At 69.2% G+C, this 17,149-nt stretch carries 14 protein-coding genes and 2 tRNA genes; 13 read left to right on the top strand and 3 right to left on the bottom strand.

Going from position 1 to position 17,149, the window contains the following annotated elements:
• The first annotated feature begins 3 nt into the window (after positions 1 to 3).
• The 5 genes from OH802_RS25930 (at position 4) to tig (ending at position 3,737) form a co-directional block, all read left to right on the top strand.
• Entirely contained in the window at positions 4 to 864 is an 861-nt protein-coding gene (locus OH802_RS25930; RefSeq protein ID WP_406023274.1) for an Fpg/Nei family DNA glycosylase, read from the top strand.
• A 66-nt stretch (positions 865 to 930) separates the two neighbouring features.
• Positions 931 to 2,007 (top strand): PP2C family protein-serine/threonine phosphatase, encoded by a 1,077-nt coding sequence (locus tag OH802_RS25925; protein WP_406023273.1) that lies wholly within the window; start codon positions 931 to 933, stop codon positions 2,005 to 2,007.
• A gap of 105 nt (positions 2,008 to 2,112) precedes the next feature.
• Positions 2,113 to 2,186, top strand: a tRNA-Gly gene (locus OH802_RS25920).
• A 35-nt stretch (positions 2,187 to 2,221) separates the two neighbouring features.
• A tRNA-Pro gene (locus tag OH802_RS25915) sits at positions 2,222 to 2,294 on the top strand.
• 57 nt (positions 2,295 to 2,351) lie between these two features.
• Positions 2,352 to 3,737 (top strand): trigger factor, encoded by a 1,386-nt coding sequence (gene tig / locus OH802_RS25910; RefSeq protein WP_406023272.1) that lies wholly within the window; start codon positions 2,352 to 2,354, stop codon positions 3,735 to 3,737.
• 71 nt (positions 3,738 to 3,808) lie between these two features.
• Here the strand turns inward: tig and OH802_RS25905 are convergent, their stop codons facing one another.
• The gene (locus tag OH802_RS25905) at positions 3,809 to 4,570 is read right to left on the bottom strand and encodes a hypothetical protein (RefSeq protein WP_406023271.1); all 762 of its coding nucleotides are present in this window, start codon (positions 4,568 to 4,570) and stop codon (positions 3,809 to 3,811) included.
• 209 nt (positions 4,571 to 4,779) lie between these two features.
• On the opposite strand from OH802_RS25905, the gene OH802_RS25900 reads away from it, so the two are divergent.
• The 5 genes from OH802_RS25900 (at position 4,780) to OH802_RS25880 (ending at position 9,599) form a co-directional block, all read left to right on the top strand.
• The gene (locus OH802_RS25900) at positions 4,780 to 5,766 is read left to right on the top strand and encodes a hypothetical protein (protein WP_406023270.1); all 987 of its coding nucleotides are present in this window, start codon (positions 4,780 to 4,782) and stop codon (positions 5,764 to 5,766) included.
• 175 nt (positions 5,767 to 5,941) lie between these two features.
• Positions 5,942 to 6,550 carry an ATP-dependent Clp protease proteolytic subunit gene (locus OH802_RS25895; RefSeq protein ID WP_168381170.1) on the top strand — a complete coding sequence of 203 codons (609 nt, stop codon included), beginning with the start codon at positions 5,942 to 5,944 and terminating at the stop codon, positions 6,548 to 6,550.
• A gap of 4 nt (positions 6,551 to 6,554) precedes the next feature.
• Positions 6,555 to 7,160, top strand: a complete 606-nt coding sequence (locus OH802_RS25890; RefSeq protein WP_396982814.1) for an ATP-dependent Clp protease proteolytic subunit — start codon at positions 6,555 to 6,557, stop codon at positions 7,158 to 7,160.
• Positions 7,161 to 7,260: 100 nt separating this feature from the next.
• Positions 7,261 to 8,553: an ATP-dependent Clp protease ATP-binding subunit ClpX gene (gene clpX / locus OH802_RS25885; protein WP_141803564.1), complete on the top strand. Its 1,293-nt coding sequence runs from the start codon at positions 7,261 to 7,263 to the stop codon at positions 8,551 to 8,553.
• A gap of 116 nt (positions 8,554 to 8,669) precedes the next feature.
• A complete protein-coding gene (locus OH802_RS25880; RefSeq protein WP_406023269.1) occupies positions 8,670 to 9,599 on the top strand; it encodes a hypothetical protein in 930 nt (309 codons plus the stop codon).
• A gap of 149 nt (positions 9,600 to 9,748) precedes the next feature.
• On the opposite strand, the gene valS is transcribed toward OH802_RS25880, so the two are convergent.
• Positions 9,749 to 12,376 carry a valine--tRNA ligase gene (valS, locus tag OH802_RS25875; protein WP_406023268.1) on the bottom strand — a complete coding sequence of 876 codons (2,628 nt, stop codon included), beginning with the start codon at positions 12,374 to 12,376 and terminating at the stop codon, positions 9,749 to 9,751.
• A gap of 79 nt (positions 12,377 to 12,455) precedes the next feature.
• Between valS and OH802_RS25870 the strand changes: the two genes are divergently transcribed.
• Entirely contained in the window at positions 12,456 to 13,325 is an 870-nt protein-coding gene (locus OH802_RS25870) for a GNAT family N-acetyltransferase (RefSeq protein ID WP_406023267.1), read from the top strand.
• Between the two features lie 17 nt (positions 13,326 to 13,342).
• On the opposite strand, the gene OH802_RS25865 is transcribed toward OH802_RS25870, so the two are convergent.
• Positions 13,343 to 15,175 (bottom strand): M48 family metallopeptidase, encoded by a 1,833-nt coding sequence (locus OH802_RS25865; RefSeq protein ID WP_406023266.1) that lies wholly within the window; start codon positions 15,173 to 15,175, stop codon positions 13,343 to 13,345.
• A 103-nt stretch (positions 15,176 to 15,278) separates the two neighbouring features.
• Between OH802_RS25865 and OH802_RS25860 the strand changes: the two genes are divergently transcribed.
• Complete coding sequence (locus OH802_RS25860; protein ID WP_406023265.1) at positions 15,279 to 16,721, top strand: bifunctional folylpolyglutamate synthase/dihydrofolate synthase; 1,443 nt, start codon at positions 15,279 to 15,281, stop codon at positions 16,719 to 16,721.
• A complete protein-coding gene (locus OH802_RS25855) occupies positions 16,711 to 17,118 on the top strand; it encodes a DUF4233 domain-containing protein (protein ID WP_406023264.1) in 408 nt (135 codons plus the stop codon). The genes OH802_RS25860 and OH802_RS25855 overlap by 11 nt, the downstream gene beginning before the upstream one ends.
• Positions 17,119 to 17,149 lie beyond the last annotated feature (31 nt).

Here is a 17,149-nt window from a genome sequence, read left to right as displayed (position 1 = left end):
GGGATGCCCGAGGGGCACACCCTCCACCGCCTCGCGCTCGATCTGAGCGGCGCCTTCGCCGGCCAGCAGGTCCGTGTCAGCAGCCCGCAGGGCAGGTTCGCCGACTCCGCCGCGCTGCTGGACGGCCAGGTCTTCACCGGCGCCGAGGCGTGGGGCAAGCAACTGTTCCTCGAGTTCCCGGGGGAGCAGTACGTTCACATCCACCTCGGCCTCTACGGCAAGCTCGACCTGAAGCCGTACGCCACCGAGCCGCCGCTTCCGATCGGCCAGGTCCGACTCCGCCTGGTCTCGACAAGCTCGACCACCGAGGATGGGACGTACGCGGACCTGCGCGGCGCCAACACGTGCAACCTCGTCACCGCGGCCCAGCGTGACGCGGTGGTCGCGAAGCTCGGTCCGGACCCGCTGCGCGACGACGCCGACCCGGGCCGGGCGTGGCTGCGGATCAGCCGGAGCCGCACGACCATCGGCGCGCTGCTGATGGACCAGTCCGTCCTGGCCGGGGTGGGCAACGTCTATCGGGCCGAGGTGCTCTTCCAGCACCGAATCGACCCGATGCGCCCCGGCAACACCCTGCGCCGGCAGCAGTGGGACGCCATCTGGGACGACCTGGTCGAGCTCATGAAGCTCGGCGTCCAGAGGAACCGCATCGACACCGTCCGCGACGAGCACACCCCCGAGGCGATGGGCCGTCCGCCGCGCAAGGACGACCACGGCGGCGAGGTCTACGTCTACCGCCGCCACGGCCAGCCCTGCCTGGTGTGCGGCACGAGCGTACGCACGACCGAGCTGCAGCAGCGCAACCTGTTCTGGTGCCCGAAGTGCCAGCGCACCTACCGGCCCCGGACGACCGTAAAGAAGTAGCCCGCACTACTCTCCGGCCTGCGAGAACGACCACGCAGTCCCCACCTCGAGACCTAGAGTGAGGCCATGTCGAGCCATGCCTTCGCAGACCGCCTGCGGAGCAACGCGATCCGCCGCAGATTCCGTGACCCGGAGCTGCGAGCGGTGCTGTGGCTCGGGCTGCTCACCATCGTCCTGACGGTCCTCGCGGCGGCTCAGACGGGCTGGCTGCAGGTGGTCCCGGTGGCGGTGCTCACCGTGCCGCTGCTGCTCGGAGCGGTGCTGCTCGGGCCGCGTACGCTCAGCTGGTTCGTGGTCTTCGTGATGGTGATGATCGTGGTCGCCGCCAGCCAGGTGACGCTCTCCGACAGGGACGCCGCCGCCATCGGTGTGCACTTCCTGCTCGGCGCGATCGTGCTGTCCGTCGCGATGCGCCGCACCTACCTCGGGGTGGGCGGCTTGAACGACGAGCTGATGCTGCTCGACCTGACCCACAAGCTCGACCAGGGTGCGATCCCTCCGATGCCTCCCGGGTGGCTCGCGGACTCGGCCGTCCTACCCGCGGGCGGCACCCGGTTCGCCGGCGACTTCGTGGTGGCCGCGCGGGAGGCCGACCGGCTGGAGATCGTCGTCGTCGACGTCTCCGGCAAGGGGGAGCGTGCGGGCACCAGAGCACTTCAATTGTCCGGTGCGTTCGGCGGACTCCTCGGTGCCGTCCCGCCGGCCGAGTTCCTGCCCGCCGCCAACCGCTACCTGCTCCGTCAGGACTGGCAGGAGGGCTTCGCGACCGCGGTCTACCTCTCGATCGACCTCGGCAACGGTGCGTACGAGATCCGCTCGGCCGGCCACCCGCCCGCCCTCCTACGCCGCGCCGCCACCGGCCGCTGGGAGGAGGCCGAGAGCAACGGCACGGTGCTGGGGCTCATCGACGACGTCGAGTTCGACGCCTGCGAGGGAGTGCTCGGGGTGGGCGACATGGTGATGCTCTACACCGACGGCGTCGTGGAGGCGCGAGGCGTCGACCTCGAGCGCGGCATCGGCAACCTGGTCGCCACCGCCGACCATCTCGCGGTCACCGGCAGAGGCGGGGGAGCGCGCCGCCTGCTCGAGGGACTGAGCGCCAGCTCCGACGATCGCGCGCTCGTCGCGGTCGGGCGTAGGTGACCGAACCGACCCTGCGAACCGGCCGGTAGGGGAGCCGGTTACAGGTGTGAGCCAGATCTATGGCAGGATTTCGCAGGTCGCACGAGGGCGCTGGCTCTCGCGTGCGCGGATGTAGCTCAATGGTAGAGCCTCAGTCTTCCAAACTGATTACGCGGGTTCGATTCCCGTCATCCGCTCCAAGTGCCATTCCCGCTGATTGGGGAGGGGCCCTTGACGGGGCGTAGCGTAGTGGCTAGCGCGCCTGCTTTGGGAGCAGGAGACCGCAGGTTCGAGTCCTGTCGCCCCGACATCTCATTCCCCTGCACGCGACATCATTCTCAGAAACAAACGACAGGAGACACCCTGTGAAGAGCGCCGTCGAGACGTTGAGCCCGACCCGGGCCAAGCTGACCGTCGAGGTGCCCTTCGAGGAGCTCAAGCCGAGCCTCGACGCGGCGTACAAGCAGATCGCCAAGCAGATCAATGTCCCCGGCTTCCGCCGGGGCAAGGTCCCGCCCCAGGTGATCGACAAGCAGGTCGGCCGCGGTGCGGTGCTCTCCGAGGCGGTCAACAACGTCCTCCCGCAGATGTACTTCGACGCCCTCCAGGAGAACTCGCTCGAGCCGCTCGCGCAGCCCGAGATCGAGGTCACCAAGCTCGAGGACAACGAGACGCTGGAGTTCACCGCCGAGGTCGACATCAAGCCCGAGATCACGCTGCCCGACTACGAGGGCATCGAGGCCAAGGTCGAGGACATCGAGCTCACCGACGCTGACGTCGAGGAGCAGATCCAGGCGATGCGCGAGCGCTTCGGCACCCTCAAGGACGTCGAGCGCGCCGCCGCTGACGGCGACTTCGTGGTCATCGACCTGAAGGCGACCAAGGACGGCGAGGACGTCGAAGGCGCCGAGGCCGTCGGGATGAGCTACCAGGTCGGCAAGGGCGGCATGCTCGACGGCCTGGACGAGGCCATCGTCGGTCTGTCCGCCGGCGAGTCCAAGGACTTCAAGAGCACCCTCGTGGGCGGTGAGCTGATCGGCCAGGAGGTCGACGTCAACGTCACCGTCAACCAGGTGCAGGAGCAGGAGCTCCCGGCCTACGACGACGACTTCGCCCAGCTCGCCAGCGAGTTCGACACCGTCAAGGAGCTCGAGGAGGACGTCCGCGGCCGCCTCGGCAACGGCAAGCGCCTCGAGCAGGCCGCCGCCGCCCGTGACGCCGTCCTCGAGGCGCTCCTGGAGCAGATCGAGATCCCGCTGCCGGAGAGCATCGTCACCGACGAGCTCAACGCGCGCCGCGAGGGCATCGAGCAGCAGCTCGGCTTCGCCGGCCTCACCTTCGAGAAGTACCTCGAGGACGAGGAGCAGACGATCGAGGAGTTCGAGGCCGACCTCGAGCGCCGCGTTCGTGACGCCGTCGCCGCCCAGCTGATCCTCGACCAGATCGCCAAGGAGAAGGAGATCGGGGTCGAGCAGCAGGAGCTGACCGAGCACATGATGCGCCGTGCGCAGCAGTCCGGTCAGGACCCGCAGGAGTTCGTCAACCACATGCTCGAGCACAACCACGTGCCCGAGCTGGTCCAGGAGATCCTGCGCGGCAAGGCGCTCGCCCAGCTCGTCGAGGCCGCCAAGGTCACCGACGAGTCCGGCAACCACGTCGAGCTGAAGAACCTCCGCCCCGACGGCACCATCGGCGAGGACGAGGCCGAGGCCCCCGAGGCCCCCGAGGAGACCGAGAAGGCCGACGCCTGATCACCCTCAGACGTACGTCACAGCGCCCCTGCCTCACGGCAGGGGCGCTGTCGTTTTCGGGTGAGTCGGCGCTACTGGGCGTCGAAGTTGTCCGTCGGGTCGCCTGAGACCTCCAGGTGCTTGGCCGCGCAGTCGGTCTTCGACAGGCCCTGCTCGACGCACCACTCCAACGCGGGCGTGGAGGTGTCGCTGGGATGGGGGAGCACTACGGCGTACATCCCGGGCTTCACGTACGAGCTCGGCCACTCGCCGGTGTCGAGGAGCAGCGCGTCAGGGTGGTGGGTCTTGATCTTCCGGTAGCGGCTCAGCGCCTGGTGCCAGTCGGCGTCGCCGCCATCGCCGGCACCGACCGCCGCGAGCTGCGGGATCCAGGTGCCGATGAGCTTGGTGGCCGCTTCGGTGTCGAGGCGGGAGATGCGGAGCAGCTGGTCCTCCGGAGGGGCGCTCGGGTCCACGGAGGGCACGCTCGACGGCTTGCTCGTGGTGGGGCTGGTCGAAGGCTCCGGCTCCGCCTCGGACTGCACGGGTCCGTCCCCGTCCTTGCCGAAGATGAACCCGAGCACACCGGCGACGAGCACCAGCACCACGATCATCACCAGGATCGGCGCGGTGCGGCCCTTCCGTTGCGCCGGGGGTGGCGAGGCGGCGTCGTCGAAGAAGTATCCCCGCGTGCTGCGACCCGTGGTCGCATCGTCGCCGAGCTCGTCCACGAAGAGCGGACGGTGCTGCTCCGGGGGAGCCAGGAGCGGGGTTCCGCAGCCGATGCAGTAGATGGCCCCGGGCAGCAGATCATCGCCGCACGACTGGCAGTGTGATTCCTTCTCGTCGCTCACGCGCGGACACCCCCTTCCGCATCCGACGGTAACCCGCGGAGACCGCTGTCGTCACGCAACACCAGTAACAACAGCATCACGGACACCATACGCGTGAGTGAACGCAACCGTACTGAATGCGGTCGAGGTGGTGTGATCTGAGACACAGACGGGCCGGACAGTGGGCACAGGTGATCCTGTCGGCCCGGCGTAGGCCCTACGCTGCCAGCGTGACCTCCAGCCCTGAGACCGTCCGCGCCGTTGTCCTCAACGTCGAGGACGCCCCGGTGGACCCCGACACCGAGGAGCTGCTCGACCGCGGTCAGGGCAAGGTGGCCGGCCTCGTCGGTCTGGCGAAGCTCGCCTGGCGGATCACGGCCTTCGCGCGTCGCCCGTTCGCGGCCCCGTTCGCGCTCGCGACCCCGATCATCCGCGGTGTTGTCAACACCGACTCCGGACCCGCCGTCGCGGTCCGGCACCCGGGCCGCATGGTCAGCCCGAAGGAGTGGGCCGCCGCCCAGCGGCAGGTCGGGACGAGCCCTCGGATCCTGGTCCTGATCCCGCCGGCGGGCAAGGACGAGACCGTCTGGGACGAGGGCTCGCAGGCGACCGGCGCGACGTACGCCGACCGGCTCGCCGAACTGCTCGGCTGGATGCCGCTGCACATGCACGTGTCGGCCGGCAGCAAGTCGGTGCCCGCCGCGGTGGCGCTCAGCAGCCGGATCCAGGAGTGCGTCGACGCCCTCGCGGCGGAGCCGCGCATCGTCCTGGTGGGCTACGCCGGTGGTGGTCTGATCGCCCGCAACGCGCTCGGCGTGGCCACCGCCGGGCCACGGCCGTGGACGACGTACGTCTCCGAGCTGATCGCCCTCGGCACGACGCCCTACGCGGTCACCTCCGCCCCGATCTCGGGTGGGGTCGGCAAGCAGCTCGACGAGCATCTCGCCGGGATCGCGGTCGTCGGGGCCGACGAGGCGATGCTCCCGCCGCGACCGGATGTCGACTATCTGCTGGTCACCGACAAGGCGACCTCGCGCCCCAACCGGGTCGGGAGACTCTTCGGGGAGATGCTGTGGTGGCGGCACAAGACGCCGCTGCGGTCGCGCCGGGTGCGCGATCTGTTCCCGACAGCGGAGCGCTTCACGCTCTCGACCGCCGAGACGCCGCTGTCGAACCATCCGGCGGTTCACGACGCCCTGCTGCGCTGGCTGGCGTAGCCGTCGGAATCGCGGCGCCCCTCGGATTGCGGCGCGGTTCCCAATAGTTCTGCCGTCGGCGAACAATGGCACACCAGCCGTGGAACAACTGGATGTGGCGGCTAGTGTCGATCCTGTGAACATCGACTCCAGCGCGGCTGACGCTCATGCCGGTGCCCCAGGGCTCTCCCCGAGCCTGGGCGGCAACGGCGGCGGTCTGAGCCTTCTCGACGACAACATCTACAACCGACTGCTGCGGGAGCGCATCGTCTTCCTCGGCTCCGAGGTCCGCGACCAGAACGCCAACGCGATCTGCGCGCAGCTCCTGCTGCTCTCCGCGGAGGACCCCGAAGCCGACATCTTCCTTCACATCAACTCGCCCGGTGGCTCGGTGGATGCCGGTATGGCCATCTACGACACGATGCACTACATCCCCAACGACGTCGCCACCGTCGGCATGGGCCTGGCCGCCTCGATGGGCCAGTTCCTGCTGTGCGCCGGCGCGAAGGGCAAGCGCTACGCGCTGCCGCACGCGCGGATCATGATGCACCAGCCCTCGTCGGGCATGGGTGGCTCGGCCTCAGACATCAAGATCCAGGCCCAGCAGTCGCTGCACATCAAGAAGGTGCTGCTCGAGCTGATCAGCGAGCACACCGGCCAGAGCGTCGAGCAGGTCACCACGGACGCCGACCGCGACCGCTGGTTCACCGCCGCCGAAGCTCTCGACTACGGCCTGGTCGACCAGGTCATCCGGAGCGCCAAGGAAGCCTCCGACGAGGGCCGACCCGCTCACAAGAAGGACTGAGGACATGAACTACTACATCCCGCAGTGGGAGGAGCGTACGTCTTACGGCGTGCGCCGGATCGACCCCTACGCCAAGCTCTTCGAGGACCGGATCATCTACCTGGGCACCCCGATCAGCGACGATGTCGCCAACGCGGTCATCGCCCAGCTGCTCTGCCTGCAGTCGATGAACCCGGATCAGGACATCTCGATCTACATCAACAGCCCCGGTGGCTCGTTCACGGCCTGCACCGCGATCTACGACACGATGCAGTTCATCAAGCCGGACGTGCAGACGGTCTGCATCGGTCAGGCCGCCTCGGCCGCCGCGATCCTGCTCGGCGCTGGTGCCCACGGCAAGCGGATGGCGCTGCCCAACAGCCGGATCCTGATCCACCAGCCCTACACCGAGGGCACCTTCGGCCAGACCTCCGACATCGAGATCCAGGCCAACGAGATCCTGCGGATGCGTGAGCTGCTCGAGAAGATGATCGCCGACCACAGCGGCAAGTCGCTCGAAGAGGTCAGCCACGACATCGAGCGCGACAAGATCCTCACCGCCGCCCAGGCGGTCGAGTACGGCCTGATCGACTCGGTGCTCGAGTCGCTCAAGACGCCGGCGCTCGTTTGACCATCGGGCCCCGCGCCGCTCCCACATCGAAGGCGCGGCGCGGGGTACCGTCAGTAATTATTCGGACCTAGCAGCACAAGTCGGGGAAGGAAGGCCACTCGTGGCACGCATCGGCGACGGAGGTGACCTGCTGAAGTGCTCCTTCTGCGGGAAGAGCCAGAAGCAGGTCAAGAAGCTCATCGCGGGTCCCGGCGTCTACATCTGCGACGAGTGCATCGACCTCTGCAACGAGATCATCGAGGAGGAGCTCAACGAGGGCTCCGAGGTGGAGATCGCCGACCTCCCCAAGCCGAAGGAGATCTTCGACTTCCTCAACTCCTACGTCATCGGCCAGGAGCAGGCGAAGAAGTCGCTCGCGGTGGCGGTCTACAACCACTACAAGCGCGTCCAGGCCGGCCTTCAGCCCGGCGGCCCGCAGGGCCCGGGCAAGCACGCCAAGGAGGAGCAGGTCGAGGTCGCCAAGTCCAACATCTTGGTGATCGGCCCGACCGGCTGCGGAAAGACCTACCTGGCGCAGACCCTGGCCCGGATGCTCAACGTCCCGTTCGCGATCGCGGACGCCACCGCGCTGACCGAGGCGGGCTACGTCGGTGAGGACGTCGAGAACATCCTCCTCAAGCTGATCCAGGCCGCCGACTACGACGTCAAGAAGGCCGAGACCGGCATCATCTACATCGACGAGATCGACAAGGTGGCCCGCAAGGCGGAGAACCCCTCGATCACGCGCGACGTCTCCGGTGAGGGCGTGCAGCAGGCGCTGCTGAAGATCATCGAGGGCACCACCGCCTCGGTGCCGCCCCAGGGCGGCCGCAAGCACCCGCACCAGGAGTTCATCCAGATCGACACCACCAACATCCTCTTCGTGGTGGGTGGCGCGTTCGCCGGTCTCGAGCACATCATCGAGCAGCGGGTCGGCAAGAAGACCCTCGGCTTCACCGCCGAGGTTCGCGGCAAGGCCGAGAAGGAGTCCGAGGACCTCCTGAAGCTGGTGCGTCCCGAGGACCTCACCAAGTTCGGGCTGATCCCGGAGTTCATCGGCCGGCTGCCGCTGATCGCGAGCGTCGAGAAGCTCGACCAGGCCGCGCTCGTTCAGATCCTGACCGAGCCGCGCAACGCGCTGGTGAAGCAGTACCAGAAGCTCTTCGACCTGGACGGCGTCGACCTCGAGTTCACCGAGGACGCGATCACCGCAATCGCCGACAAGGCCCTCGAGCGTGGCACCGGTGCCCGTGGCCTGCGAGCGATCATCGAGGAGGTCCTCCTCTACGTGATGTACGACGTGCCCTCCCGCGGCGACGTCGGCAAGGTCATCGTGACCCGCGAGGTGGTCGACGACGGCGAGATGCCGACGCTCGTTCCTCGCGAGAAGGAAACCAAGAAGAAGTCCGCGTAGCCCGTTTGGGTCATTTTCGCCGCCCGGGTCGGTATTGGCCCGGGCGGTCGGACACAATACGCACTGATGATCATCTGTACCTTTCCAGCTCCGTCACTCGGTAGGGAAGTGGGCACGTGAGGTTCCAGAGGGGCCCGGTGATGGCCTACGCCGCCGTAGTGCTCATCGGCCTGCTCGTGGTCATCCAGACCCTCAGCCCGGACGTCTCAGCGCTGCACCGGGTGCCGCGTACGCTCTCAGGCCAGGCTGACTTCACCGTGATCCCGCCGGCGCCGTCTCCCGGTGTCTCCGGGGTGTCCACGATCCCCAGCAACACGCCCGATGCGGACCGGGAGAGCGACCGGGAGGACTCTGCCCCGCCGAAGAGCCGCGAGGAAGAGAAGCCGGACAAGGCGCCCTCTGCCCCTGCTGAGCAGCCAGACGCACAGCCCTCCGAGGAGCCGACGACGCCCGCCGACCCCGGTGAGGGCCACGGCAACGGCAAGCCGCCCAAGCTGGTCCCGTCCGTGGGGCCGATCCCGGGGATCATGGCGCCGCTGCTGTGGCCGTTCGTGGCCGAGGAGGACGCCCGCCCCGTCGACGAGGCCGTGCCGATGTTCCTGCGGCAGTTGATCGCTGCCGACGCGGGCGTCCCGGTCGAGGATCTTCCGCTGGAAGAGCCCAAGGAAGACCGGGAGACGGATGAGGCGACCGCGGAGTCGAAGGAGCCCGATGCGGAGTCGACCAAGCAGGAGTCCGAGGCCGAACGGGTCATCGAGGACGCCTGCGAGCTCACCGCCGCGATCACCGAGGACGTGAAGACGCTGCCGGGAGCCAACGACGCTTCCGAACCGGGGGCCACGCCGAAGTGCGATGAGGCGTGCGCTGAGCCGAAGACACCGGTAGGGTCGTCGCCCGCAGCCGAACCCGAGGTCACCACCGAATCCGCTGAGCCGTCCGACACCGAGCAGTCCGACGCTGAGACGACGGATACAGAGGAGCCGGAGCAGGAGCCGAAGGAAGGCAGCAAGGACGACCAGACTTGTGCCGAGAAGTCGGTGCAGTAGGGATCACTCCGATGGCGACTGCACCACGCCAGAGTGACCGGCCGAGCGAGTCCCCCCGGGCGCTTGGCTGGAGTGAGGGACGAAGCAGGCCCCGGAACCGCATCGCGGTCCGGGGCCTGCTCCGTCGTAGGGCTCCGTCGGCCTGAGGCTCAGGCCTCGGGGACCTCTGCCAGCTCAGCGGTGACGGAGATCTCGGTGGCGTTCTCGTCGACGGTGAAGAACAGGTCGCCGACGATGTTGCCGACCCGCTTGAGGTCCGGCGCGGCGGCCTCGGCGTCCTTGACCAGCTTGGCCGGGCCGGTGACCTCGGCCTTGGCCAGCGGGTGACGCATCTTCACCTTCGCGGTCGACTTCGCTCCGCGGATCCCGGTCAGGGTCGCCGCGACGGCGTCGAGCGCCGCCGGGTCGGCGGCGGCAGCGGTGCCGAGCTCGAGCTCACGCGGCCACGAGGAGGTGTGGATGGAACCGGTCTGCCACCACGACCAGACCTCCTCGGTGACGTACGGCAGGAAGGGGGCCAGCAGGCGCAGCTGGACGTGGAGGGCCGTGGCGAGCGTCGCGCGCGCGGACTCGGTGGCGAGACCGCCGTCCTCGTCGTACGCACGCTCCTTGACCAGCTCGAGGTAGTCGTCGCAGAACTCCCAGAAGAACTTCTCCGAGGCCTCCAACGCCGTGGAGTAGTCGTAGGCCGCGAAGGCGTCGGTCGCCTTGGTGATCGTCTCCTTGAGACGGGCCATCAGCGCGCAGTCGACCGGCTGGGTGATCGCGACCGGGTTCAGCGTGGTCGCGCCGACATTGCCGAGGACGAACTTGGAGGCGTTGAGGATCTTCATCGCCAGGCGGCGACCGACCTTCATCTGGGTCTCGTCGAACGGCGAGTCCATGCCCGGGCGGGTCAGCGCGGCACGCCAGCGAACCGCGTCGGCGCCGAACTTGTCGAGGATCTCGGTCGGGACGACGACGTTGCCCTTGGACTTCGACATCTTCTTGCGGTCGGGGTCGAGGATCCAGCCGGCGATCATCGCGTGGCTCCACGGGACGGTGCCGTCCTCGAGGTGGGCGCGGACGATGCGGCCGAAGAGCCAGGTGCGGATGATCTCGTGGCTCTGGGTGCACAGGTCCATCGGGTAGACCCGGCTGAACAGGTCGGGGTCGGCCTCCCAGCCGCCCGCGATCTGCGGGGTCAGCGAGGAGGTCGCCCAGGTGTCCATGACGTCCGGGTCGCCCTGGAAGCCGCCGGGCTTGCCGCGCTGCGCCTCCTCGTAGCCGGCCGGGACGTCCGTGGACGGGTCGATCGGGAGCTGGTCCTCGCTCGGCAGCAGCGGCTTGTCGTAGTCGGGGTTGCCCTCGGCGTCGAGTGCGTACCACACCGGGAACGGGATGCCGAAGAAGCGCTGGCGGGAGATCAGCCAGTCGCCGTTGAGGCCGCCGACCCAGTTGTCGTAGCGGTGGCGCATGTGCTCGGGCAGCCAGGTCAGGTCACCGCCGCGGGACAACAGCTGCTCACGCAGCTCGGGGTTGCGGCCACCGTTGGTGATGTACCACTGCCGGCTGGCGACGATCTCGAGCGGCTTGTCGCCCCGCTCGTAGAAGTTGGCCATCCGCTGGGTCTTCTTCGGCTCGCCGTCGAGGTCACCGGACTCGCGGATCATCGCGACGACGGCCTCGCGGGCCGAGTGGACGGTCTTGCCCTTCAGCTCCTCGTACGCCGCGATCCCAGCCTCAGTGGTGATCCACTCCGGGGTCTCGCGGGAGAAGCGGCCGTCGCGGCCGATCAGGGCGCGGGCGGGAAGGTTGAGCTCACGCCACCACTGGACGTCGGTGAGGTCACCCCAGGTGCAGGACATCGCGATGCCGGCGCCCTTGTCCATCTCGGCGGCCTCGTGAGGCAGGACCGGGATCTCGACGCCGAAGATCGGGCTGGTGACGGTGCTGCCGAACAGGTCCTTGTAGCGGTCGTCGTCGGGGTGTGCGATCAGCGCGACGACGCTCGGGATCAGCTCGGGGCGGGTGGTCTCGATGTGGACCGGGGTGCCGTCAGCGCGGTGGAACGCGACGCGGTGGAAGAAGCCGGGGTAGTCCTTCGCCTCCAGCTCGGCCTGGGCGACGGCGGTCTGGAAGGTGACGTCCCACAGGGTCGGCGCCTCCTGCAGGTAGGCCTCGCCGCGGGCCAGGTTGCGCAGGAACGCCTTCTGCGAGGCGGTCTGGGAGACCTTGCCGATGGTTGTGTACTGCTGGTCCCAGTCGAAGGAGAGACCCAGGGTGCGCCACAGGTCCTCGAAGACCTTCTCGTCCTCGACGACCAGCTGGTTGCACAGCTCGACGAAGTTGGGCCGGCTGATCGAGATCTGGCGCTTCGGGTCCGGCTTCTCCGGCGGGGTGAAGTCGGGGTCGTAGGGGAGGCTCGGGTCGCAGCGGACGCCGAAGTAGTTCTGGACCCGGCGCTCGGTCGGCAGACCGTTGTCGTCCCAGCCGATCGGGTAGAAGACCGACTTGCCGTTCATCCGCTGGAAGCGGGCGATCAGGTCGGGGTGGGTGTAGGAGAAGACGTGGCCGACGTGCAGGCTGCCGGAGACGGTCGGCGGCGGGGTGTCGATCGAGTAGACGTTCTCGCGCGGCTGGGTGCGGTCGAAGGCGTACGTCTTCTCGTTCTTCCACTGCTCGGCCCACTTGGCCTCCAGACCCTCGAGGACCGGCTTGTCCGGTACGGCGACTACGCGCTGCTCAGCGGGCGTAGTCGTCTCCGGTGCGGTCTGCGTGGGCGTGGTCTCAGTCATGGGACCAAATCCTATGGGCGCGCGGTGGCTGGCGCGAAACCGGTTGAGACCGGCGTTGCACACTCGCCATGCTTCGGTCATGGGCACCATCGACTTCTTCACCGACCCAGCCGAGTTCCTCGCCGTCGCGAAGGACTATCTCGCCGCGGAGCCGGTGACCGCCAACGTGGTCGCCACCAACGCGGAGAAGGCCACCCGGATGGAGCAGGAGGGGCCGTACCGGTGGTTCGCCGTCGCTCGCGAGGGTGACCGGGTCGTGGGGGCGGCGATGCGGACGGCCAACTTCGAGCCGTACCCGCTCTACGTCTGCCCGATGCCCGAACCCGCGGCGCTCGAGCTGGCGCGGGCGCTGCACGCGAGGGGCGAGTACGCGGGTGGGGCCAACGGCGCGCTCCCGGCAGCCCGGACGGTGACCGAGGAGACCGCCCGGCTCGCGGGCGGGCAGGTGAGCGTCGCGATGGCGTCGCGTCTGCACGAGCTCGGCACGCTGGTGATGCCGTCCGGCGTGCCCGGGCACGCCCGCCCGGCGACGTACGACGACCTCGAGCTGTGCCGGGAGTGGCTGGCCGACTTCGGGCACGCGGCCCGGGAGCAGTCCTCGAACAAGGCCTACGCCCACGAGCACGCTGCGGTCGGCGAGGACGAGGTGCGGCGCCGGATCGAGGAGTTCCTGCTGCTGTGGGAGGTCGACGGTGAGGTCGTGTCCCTGGTCGGCGCGACGCCGCCGGCGCACGGCGTGGTCCGGATCGCGCCGGTCTACACGCCGAAGGAGCAGCGGGGCCACGGCTACGGCACCGCGGTGACCGCCGAGGCCTCACGCCTCCTCGGCGCCGACGGCACCCGGCTGTGCCTGTTCACCGACGCCGACAACCCCGTCTCCAACCACGTCTACGCCAAGATCGGCTACCGCCCCGTCGTCGACATGGCCAACCACACGATCGTCCCCTGACGAGCCGACTCGGCGTCTCAGTCGACGGTGAAGCGGCGGCCGAGGTAGTGGTCGACAGCAGGCCAGATGTGGCCCTCCGACTCGGCGGCGTTGGTCCAGCGCAGGGACCAGCCTCCGCCAGTGGCGGTGGTGATGTCGGCGGAGCGGCGGCCGCTGCTGCTCTGCTTGAGGTGGAGGGCGCGGATCTGGTCCCAGGGGAGGTAGGCGGAGTTGGAGGCGGTGGCCAGCTCGGCGGGTGACCTGTCCAGGGCGCGCTGGATCAGCTTCCTGCCGGGCGAGCCGGAGGTCACCGAGGCCAGGCCGGTGGCGAGGCGGTCGGAGCCGGAGGGCTTGAGCAGCATCAGCCCTGTTTCGGTCACCAGGAGCGTACGGAAGCCGTCGCCGGAGATCGGGGCCAAGGCGCCGATGTAGCCGTCGGGCGGCGACGGGGCCGGCGTCTCGGCGTCAGGGTCCGCCTGCGTCTCGGCGTCGACCTGCGCGTCGAGTTGGTGCACCCAGGCGCGCAGCGCGGCGGCGTAGCCGGGGGAGCCGAGCGCCTCGTAGGCGAGCTCCTCTGGGTCGACCTCCTGGCCGGCGATGTCGACCAGCCGCCACGGACCGGCCCAGCTGAGCTCGTAGCGCGCCTTGTCCTCGCCGACCAGCTCGTGGGCGATGGCGGCGCCGAGAAGCCGGGCGATGACCTTCCGCTTCGCCTCGTCAGCCTCGTTGCCAGCCGCCTCGGGGGTCGTGGACTCGATGTCGACCAGGTCCAGGAGCGTGTCGAGGTTGCCGGAGGCGATCAGGTCGAGGGCCCCGCGGACGGTGGCCGGCACGATCTGGTTCTCCTGCATCGCGTTCAGGAGCGTCTCGGCGTTGATCGCCGCCGCACGGGCGCCGGCGACGCTCACGATCTCGGCCATCGGCGCCGGCGTCAGACCCGAGCCGGCGAACGTCTTGTCCTCGAGGGCGAGGAAGTTCTGGGACGGGTAGCGCAGGATGCTGGCGGCGTTGCCGGAATTGTCCGCCTCGTCCGCGGAGGCCATCGCCTCCAGTCGCTCGATCCGCTCCGCCATCGGTGGGTGTGAGTCGTAGGCCGACGTCTTCGCCTCGGGCGGCGCAGCGCTGATCCTGGCGAGCTCCTCGAGCCGCTCGGGGTCGCTCATCAGGTTGGTGAAGTTGTCGAAGAAGCGCGTGGGCCGCAGGCCGTAGTGGGTGCCGGCCTCGACGTACTGCTCCAGGTAGATGTGCCAGGCGGCGTCGAGCGCGGGGAGGGTGCGCAGCGTGGTGGCCGCGGTCCGCGGCCCGGCGACGGTCGCGCTGAGCTGGTCGGCGTCGATCTCATGGGCGTGCGCGAGCGGGCGGGTCAGGGAGAAGAAGAGACGGGCGTACGTCCGGAACGGCCGCTTCACCAGCGGGTTGGAGAGGCCCGCGGCGACCTCGGCGATCGCCAGGCGGCTCCGGTGGATGAGGGCGCCTAGCCGGGAGCGGCTGGTGCTGTGGTGGCCGAGCTCGTGGGCGAGCACCGCGTGGAGCTGGTTGCGGGAGAGGCCCTGGAGGAGAGGTACGCCGAGGAACATGCGCCGGGTCCCGGTCCTGAGCCCGAGCAGGCTGGTCTCCTCGCTGACCGCCGCGTTGACCTCCGGCACCAGCCGGATCTCGTCGGGGGCGCGGGTCCCGGCGGTGGCGGCCAGCGCGCGGACCTCGGCCCACAGCCCGGGCTGCTCCTGCTCGGTGAGGACGAGTCCGCCGGGGTCGCCCGAGGACCTGGTGCGCCGCCGTGGGGCCATCTGCTGACCGACCAGCGCGAAGGCAGCCAGGACGTAGGCAACGGCCAGGAACGAGACCGCGAGAGCAGCCCGGAGCGTACGCATGAATGGTGGACCTTGTGGGGGGATGGGGTTCAGTCCGAGATGAGTGGGAGGGTAGCGGGTCTGGCAATTCGCTGGGAAGCGCCTACACCATAGACTCGACCCGATGAGTGAGACTCCCGCGCCGCGTCTGGCGGCCACGATCGAGGAGGTCTGGGAAGCGCTGCAGTCGCGCTGGCCCGAGACCCGGCTCGAGCCTTCCCTGGACCGGATCCGCGCCCTGCTCGAGATCCTCGGTGATCCGCAGAACGCGTTCCGGATCATCCAGCTGACCGGCACCAACGGCAAGACCTCCACCTCCCGGATGATCGACACGCTGCTGCGGTCCCTCGACCTGCGCGTGGGGCGGTTCACCTCGCCCCACGTGGAGCGGATCAACGAGCGGATCTCGATCGACGGCGAGCCGCTGACCGACGACGAGTTCGTGGCCGCGTTCAACGACGTCGCCCACTACCTCGGCATGGTCGACGACGACCAGCCGCACCCGCTGTCGTTCTTCGAGTCCATGGTCGGGATGGCCTACGCCAAGTTCGCCGAGGCGCCGGTCGACGTGGCCGTCGTCGAGGTCGGGCTGGGCGGTGGCTGGGACGCGACCAACGTCGCGAACGCCGACGTCGCAGTGGTGACCCCGATCGCCGTCGACCACGCGAAGTACCTCGGTGACAACCCGGTCGCCATCGCGCGCGAGAAGGCCGGGATCATCAAGCCGGATTCGGTCGCCGTGATCGCCGAGCAGTCCGTCGAGGTCGCCGCGGTGCTGGACCAGCACGCGGCAGAGGTCGGCGCCCGGCTGCTGTGGGAGGGCACCGACTTCGGGGTCGTCTCCCGCACCCCGGCCGTGGGCGGACAGATCCTCACGCTGCGTGGCCTGCGAGGGGAGTACGAGGACCTCTTCCTGCCCCTCTACGGCGCCCACCAGGCGCAGAACGCCGCGACGGCGCTGGCCGCGGTCGAGGCGTTCCTGGGAGACACCGTGCTGGCCGACGAGCTCGTGCGCGACGCGTTCGCCAAGGTCGACTCGCCGGCGCGGCTGGAGATCATGCGGTCGTCCCCGACCGTCCTGCTCGACGCCGCCCACAACCCAGCCGGTGCCGAGGCTACGGTCGCCGCCCTCGAGGACTCCTTCTCCTTCTCCGGTGTCGTCGGTGTCATCGGGGTGATGGGCGACAAGGACGTCGAGGGTCTGCTCGCCGTCTTCGAGCCCGTGCTTGAGCATCTCGTCGTCACCCAGAACTCCACCGAGCGAGCCCTTCCCGCGGTCGAGCTCGCCAAGATCGCCGTCGACCTCTACGGCGAGGAACGGGTCTCGGTGGTCCCGCGTCTCGCCGACGCCATCGACGCCGCGATCGGCCTGTCGGAGTCCTCCGGCGGCGGCTCGATCTCCGAGGGCGCGGTGCTGGTGACGGGCTCCGTGGTGACCGCCGGAGAGGCGCGTACGCTGCTGGGCTCCCGCGGCCCGGCCGCCCGGTCGGCTGGGACCGCCCGGGTCGTCCCGACCGCCGACCCCGAGCTGGAGGCATATCTGGAGGCGGACGCAGATGACGAGTGAGCGGGAGAAGTCGCCGCGCCGCGGGATGTGTGCCGCGATCATCTCGATGGAGGGACTCGCGGTCGCGCTGGCCGCACCCGTGATGATCTCGATCGGTGGGGTCTCCGCCGGGCTGGCGCTCCCGCTGGGCCTCGGGTTCTTCGTGGCCTGCATCGTGGTGGCCGGCCTGCTGCGCCGCCCCTGGGCCTACTGGCTCGGCTGGGCGCTGCAGGTCGTCGCGATCGGGATGGGCTTCCTGATCTCGATCATGTTCGTCGTCGGCGTGATCTTCGCGGTCCTGTGGGGCATGGCCGACATCCTCGGTCGCAAGATCGAGAGCGAGCGGGCCGCGGCCTTCGAGGCGTTCGACCGGATCGCCGCCGAGGAAAGCGCCGGGGAAGAGGCCGAGCCCAGGTAGGTTGGCTGCCGTGGAGGAGCGCGACGAGCTT

It is taken from the genome of Nocardioides sp. NBC_00850, from assembly GCF_045207335.1.
Lineage (GTDB): Bacteria > Actinomycetota > Actinomycetes > Propionibacteriales > Nocardioidaceae > Nocardioides.
The sequence above is the reverse complement of the archived record's forward strand: the minus strand, read 5'-3'. Positions and strand labels throughout refer to the sequence as shown.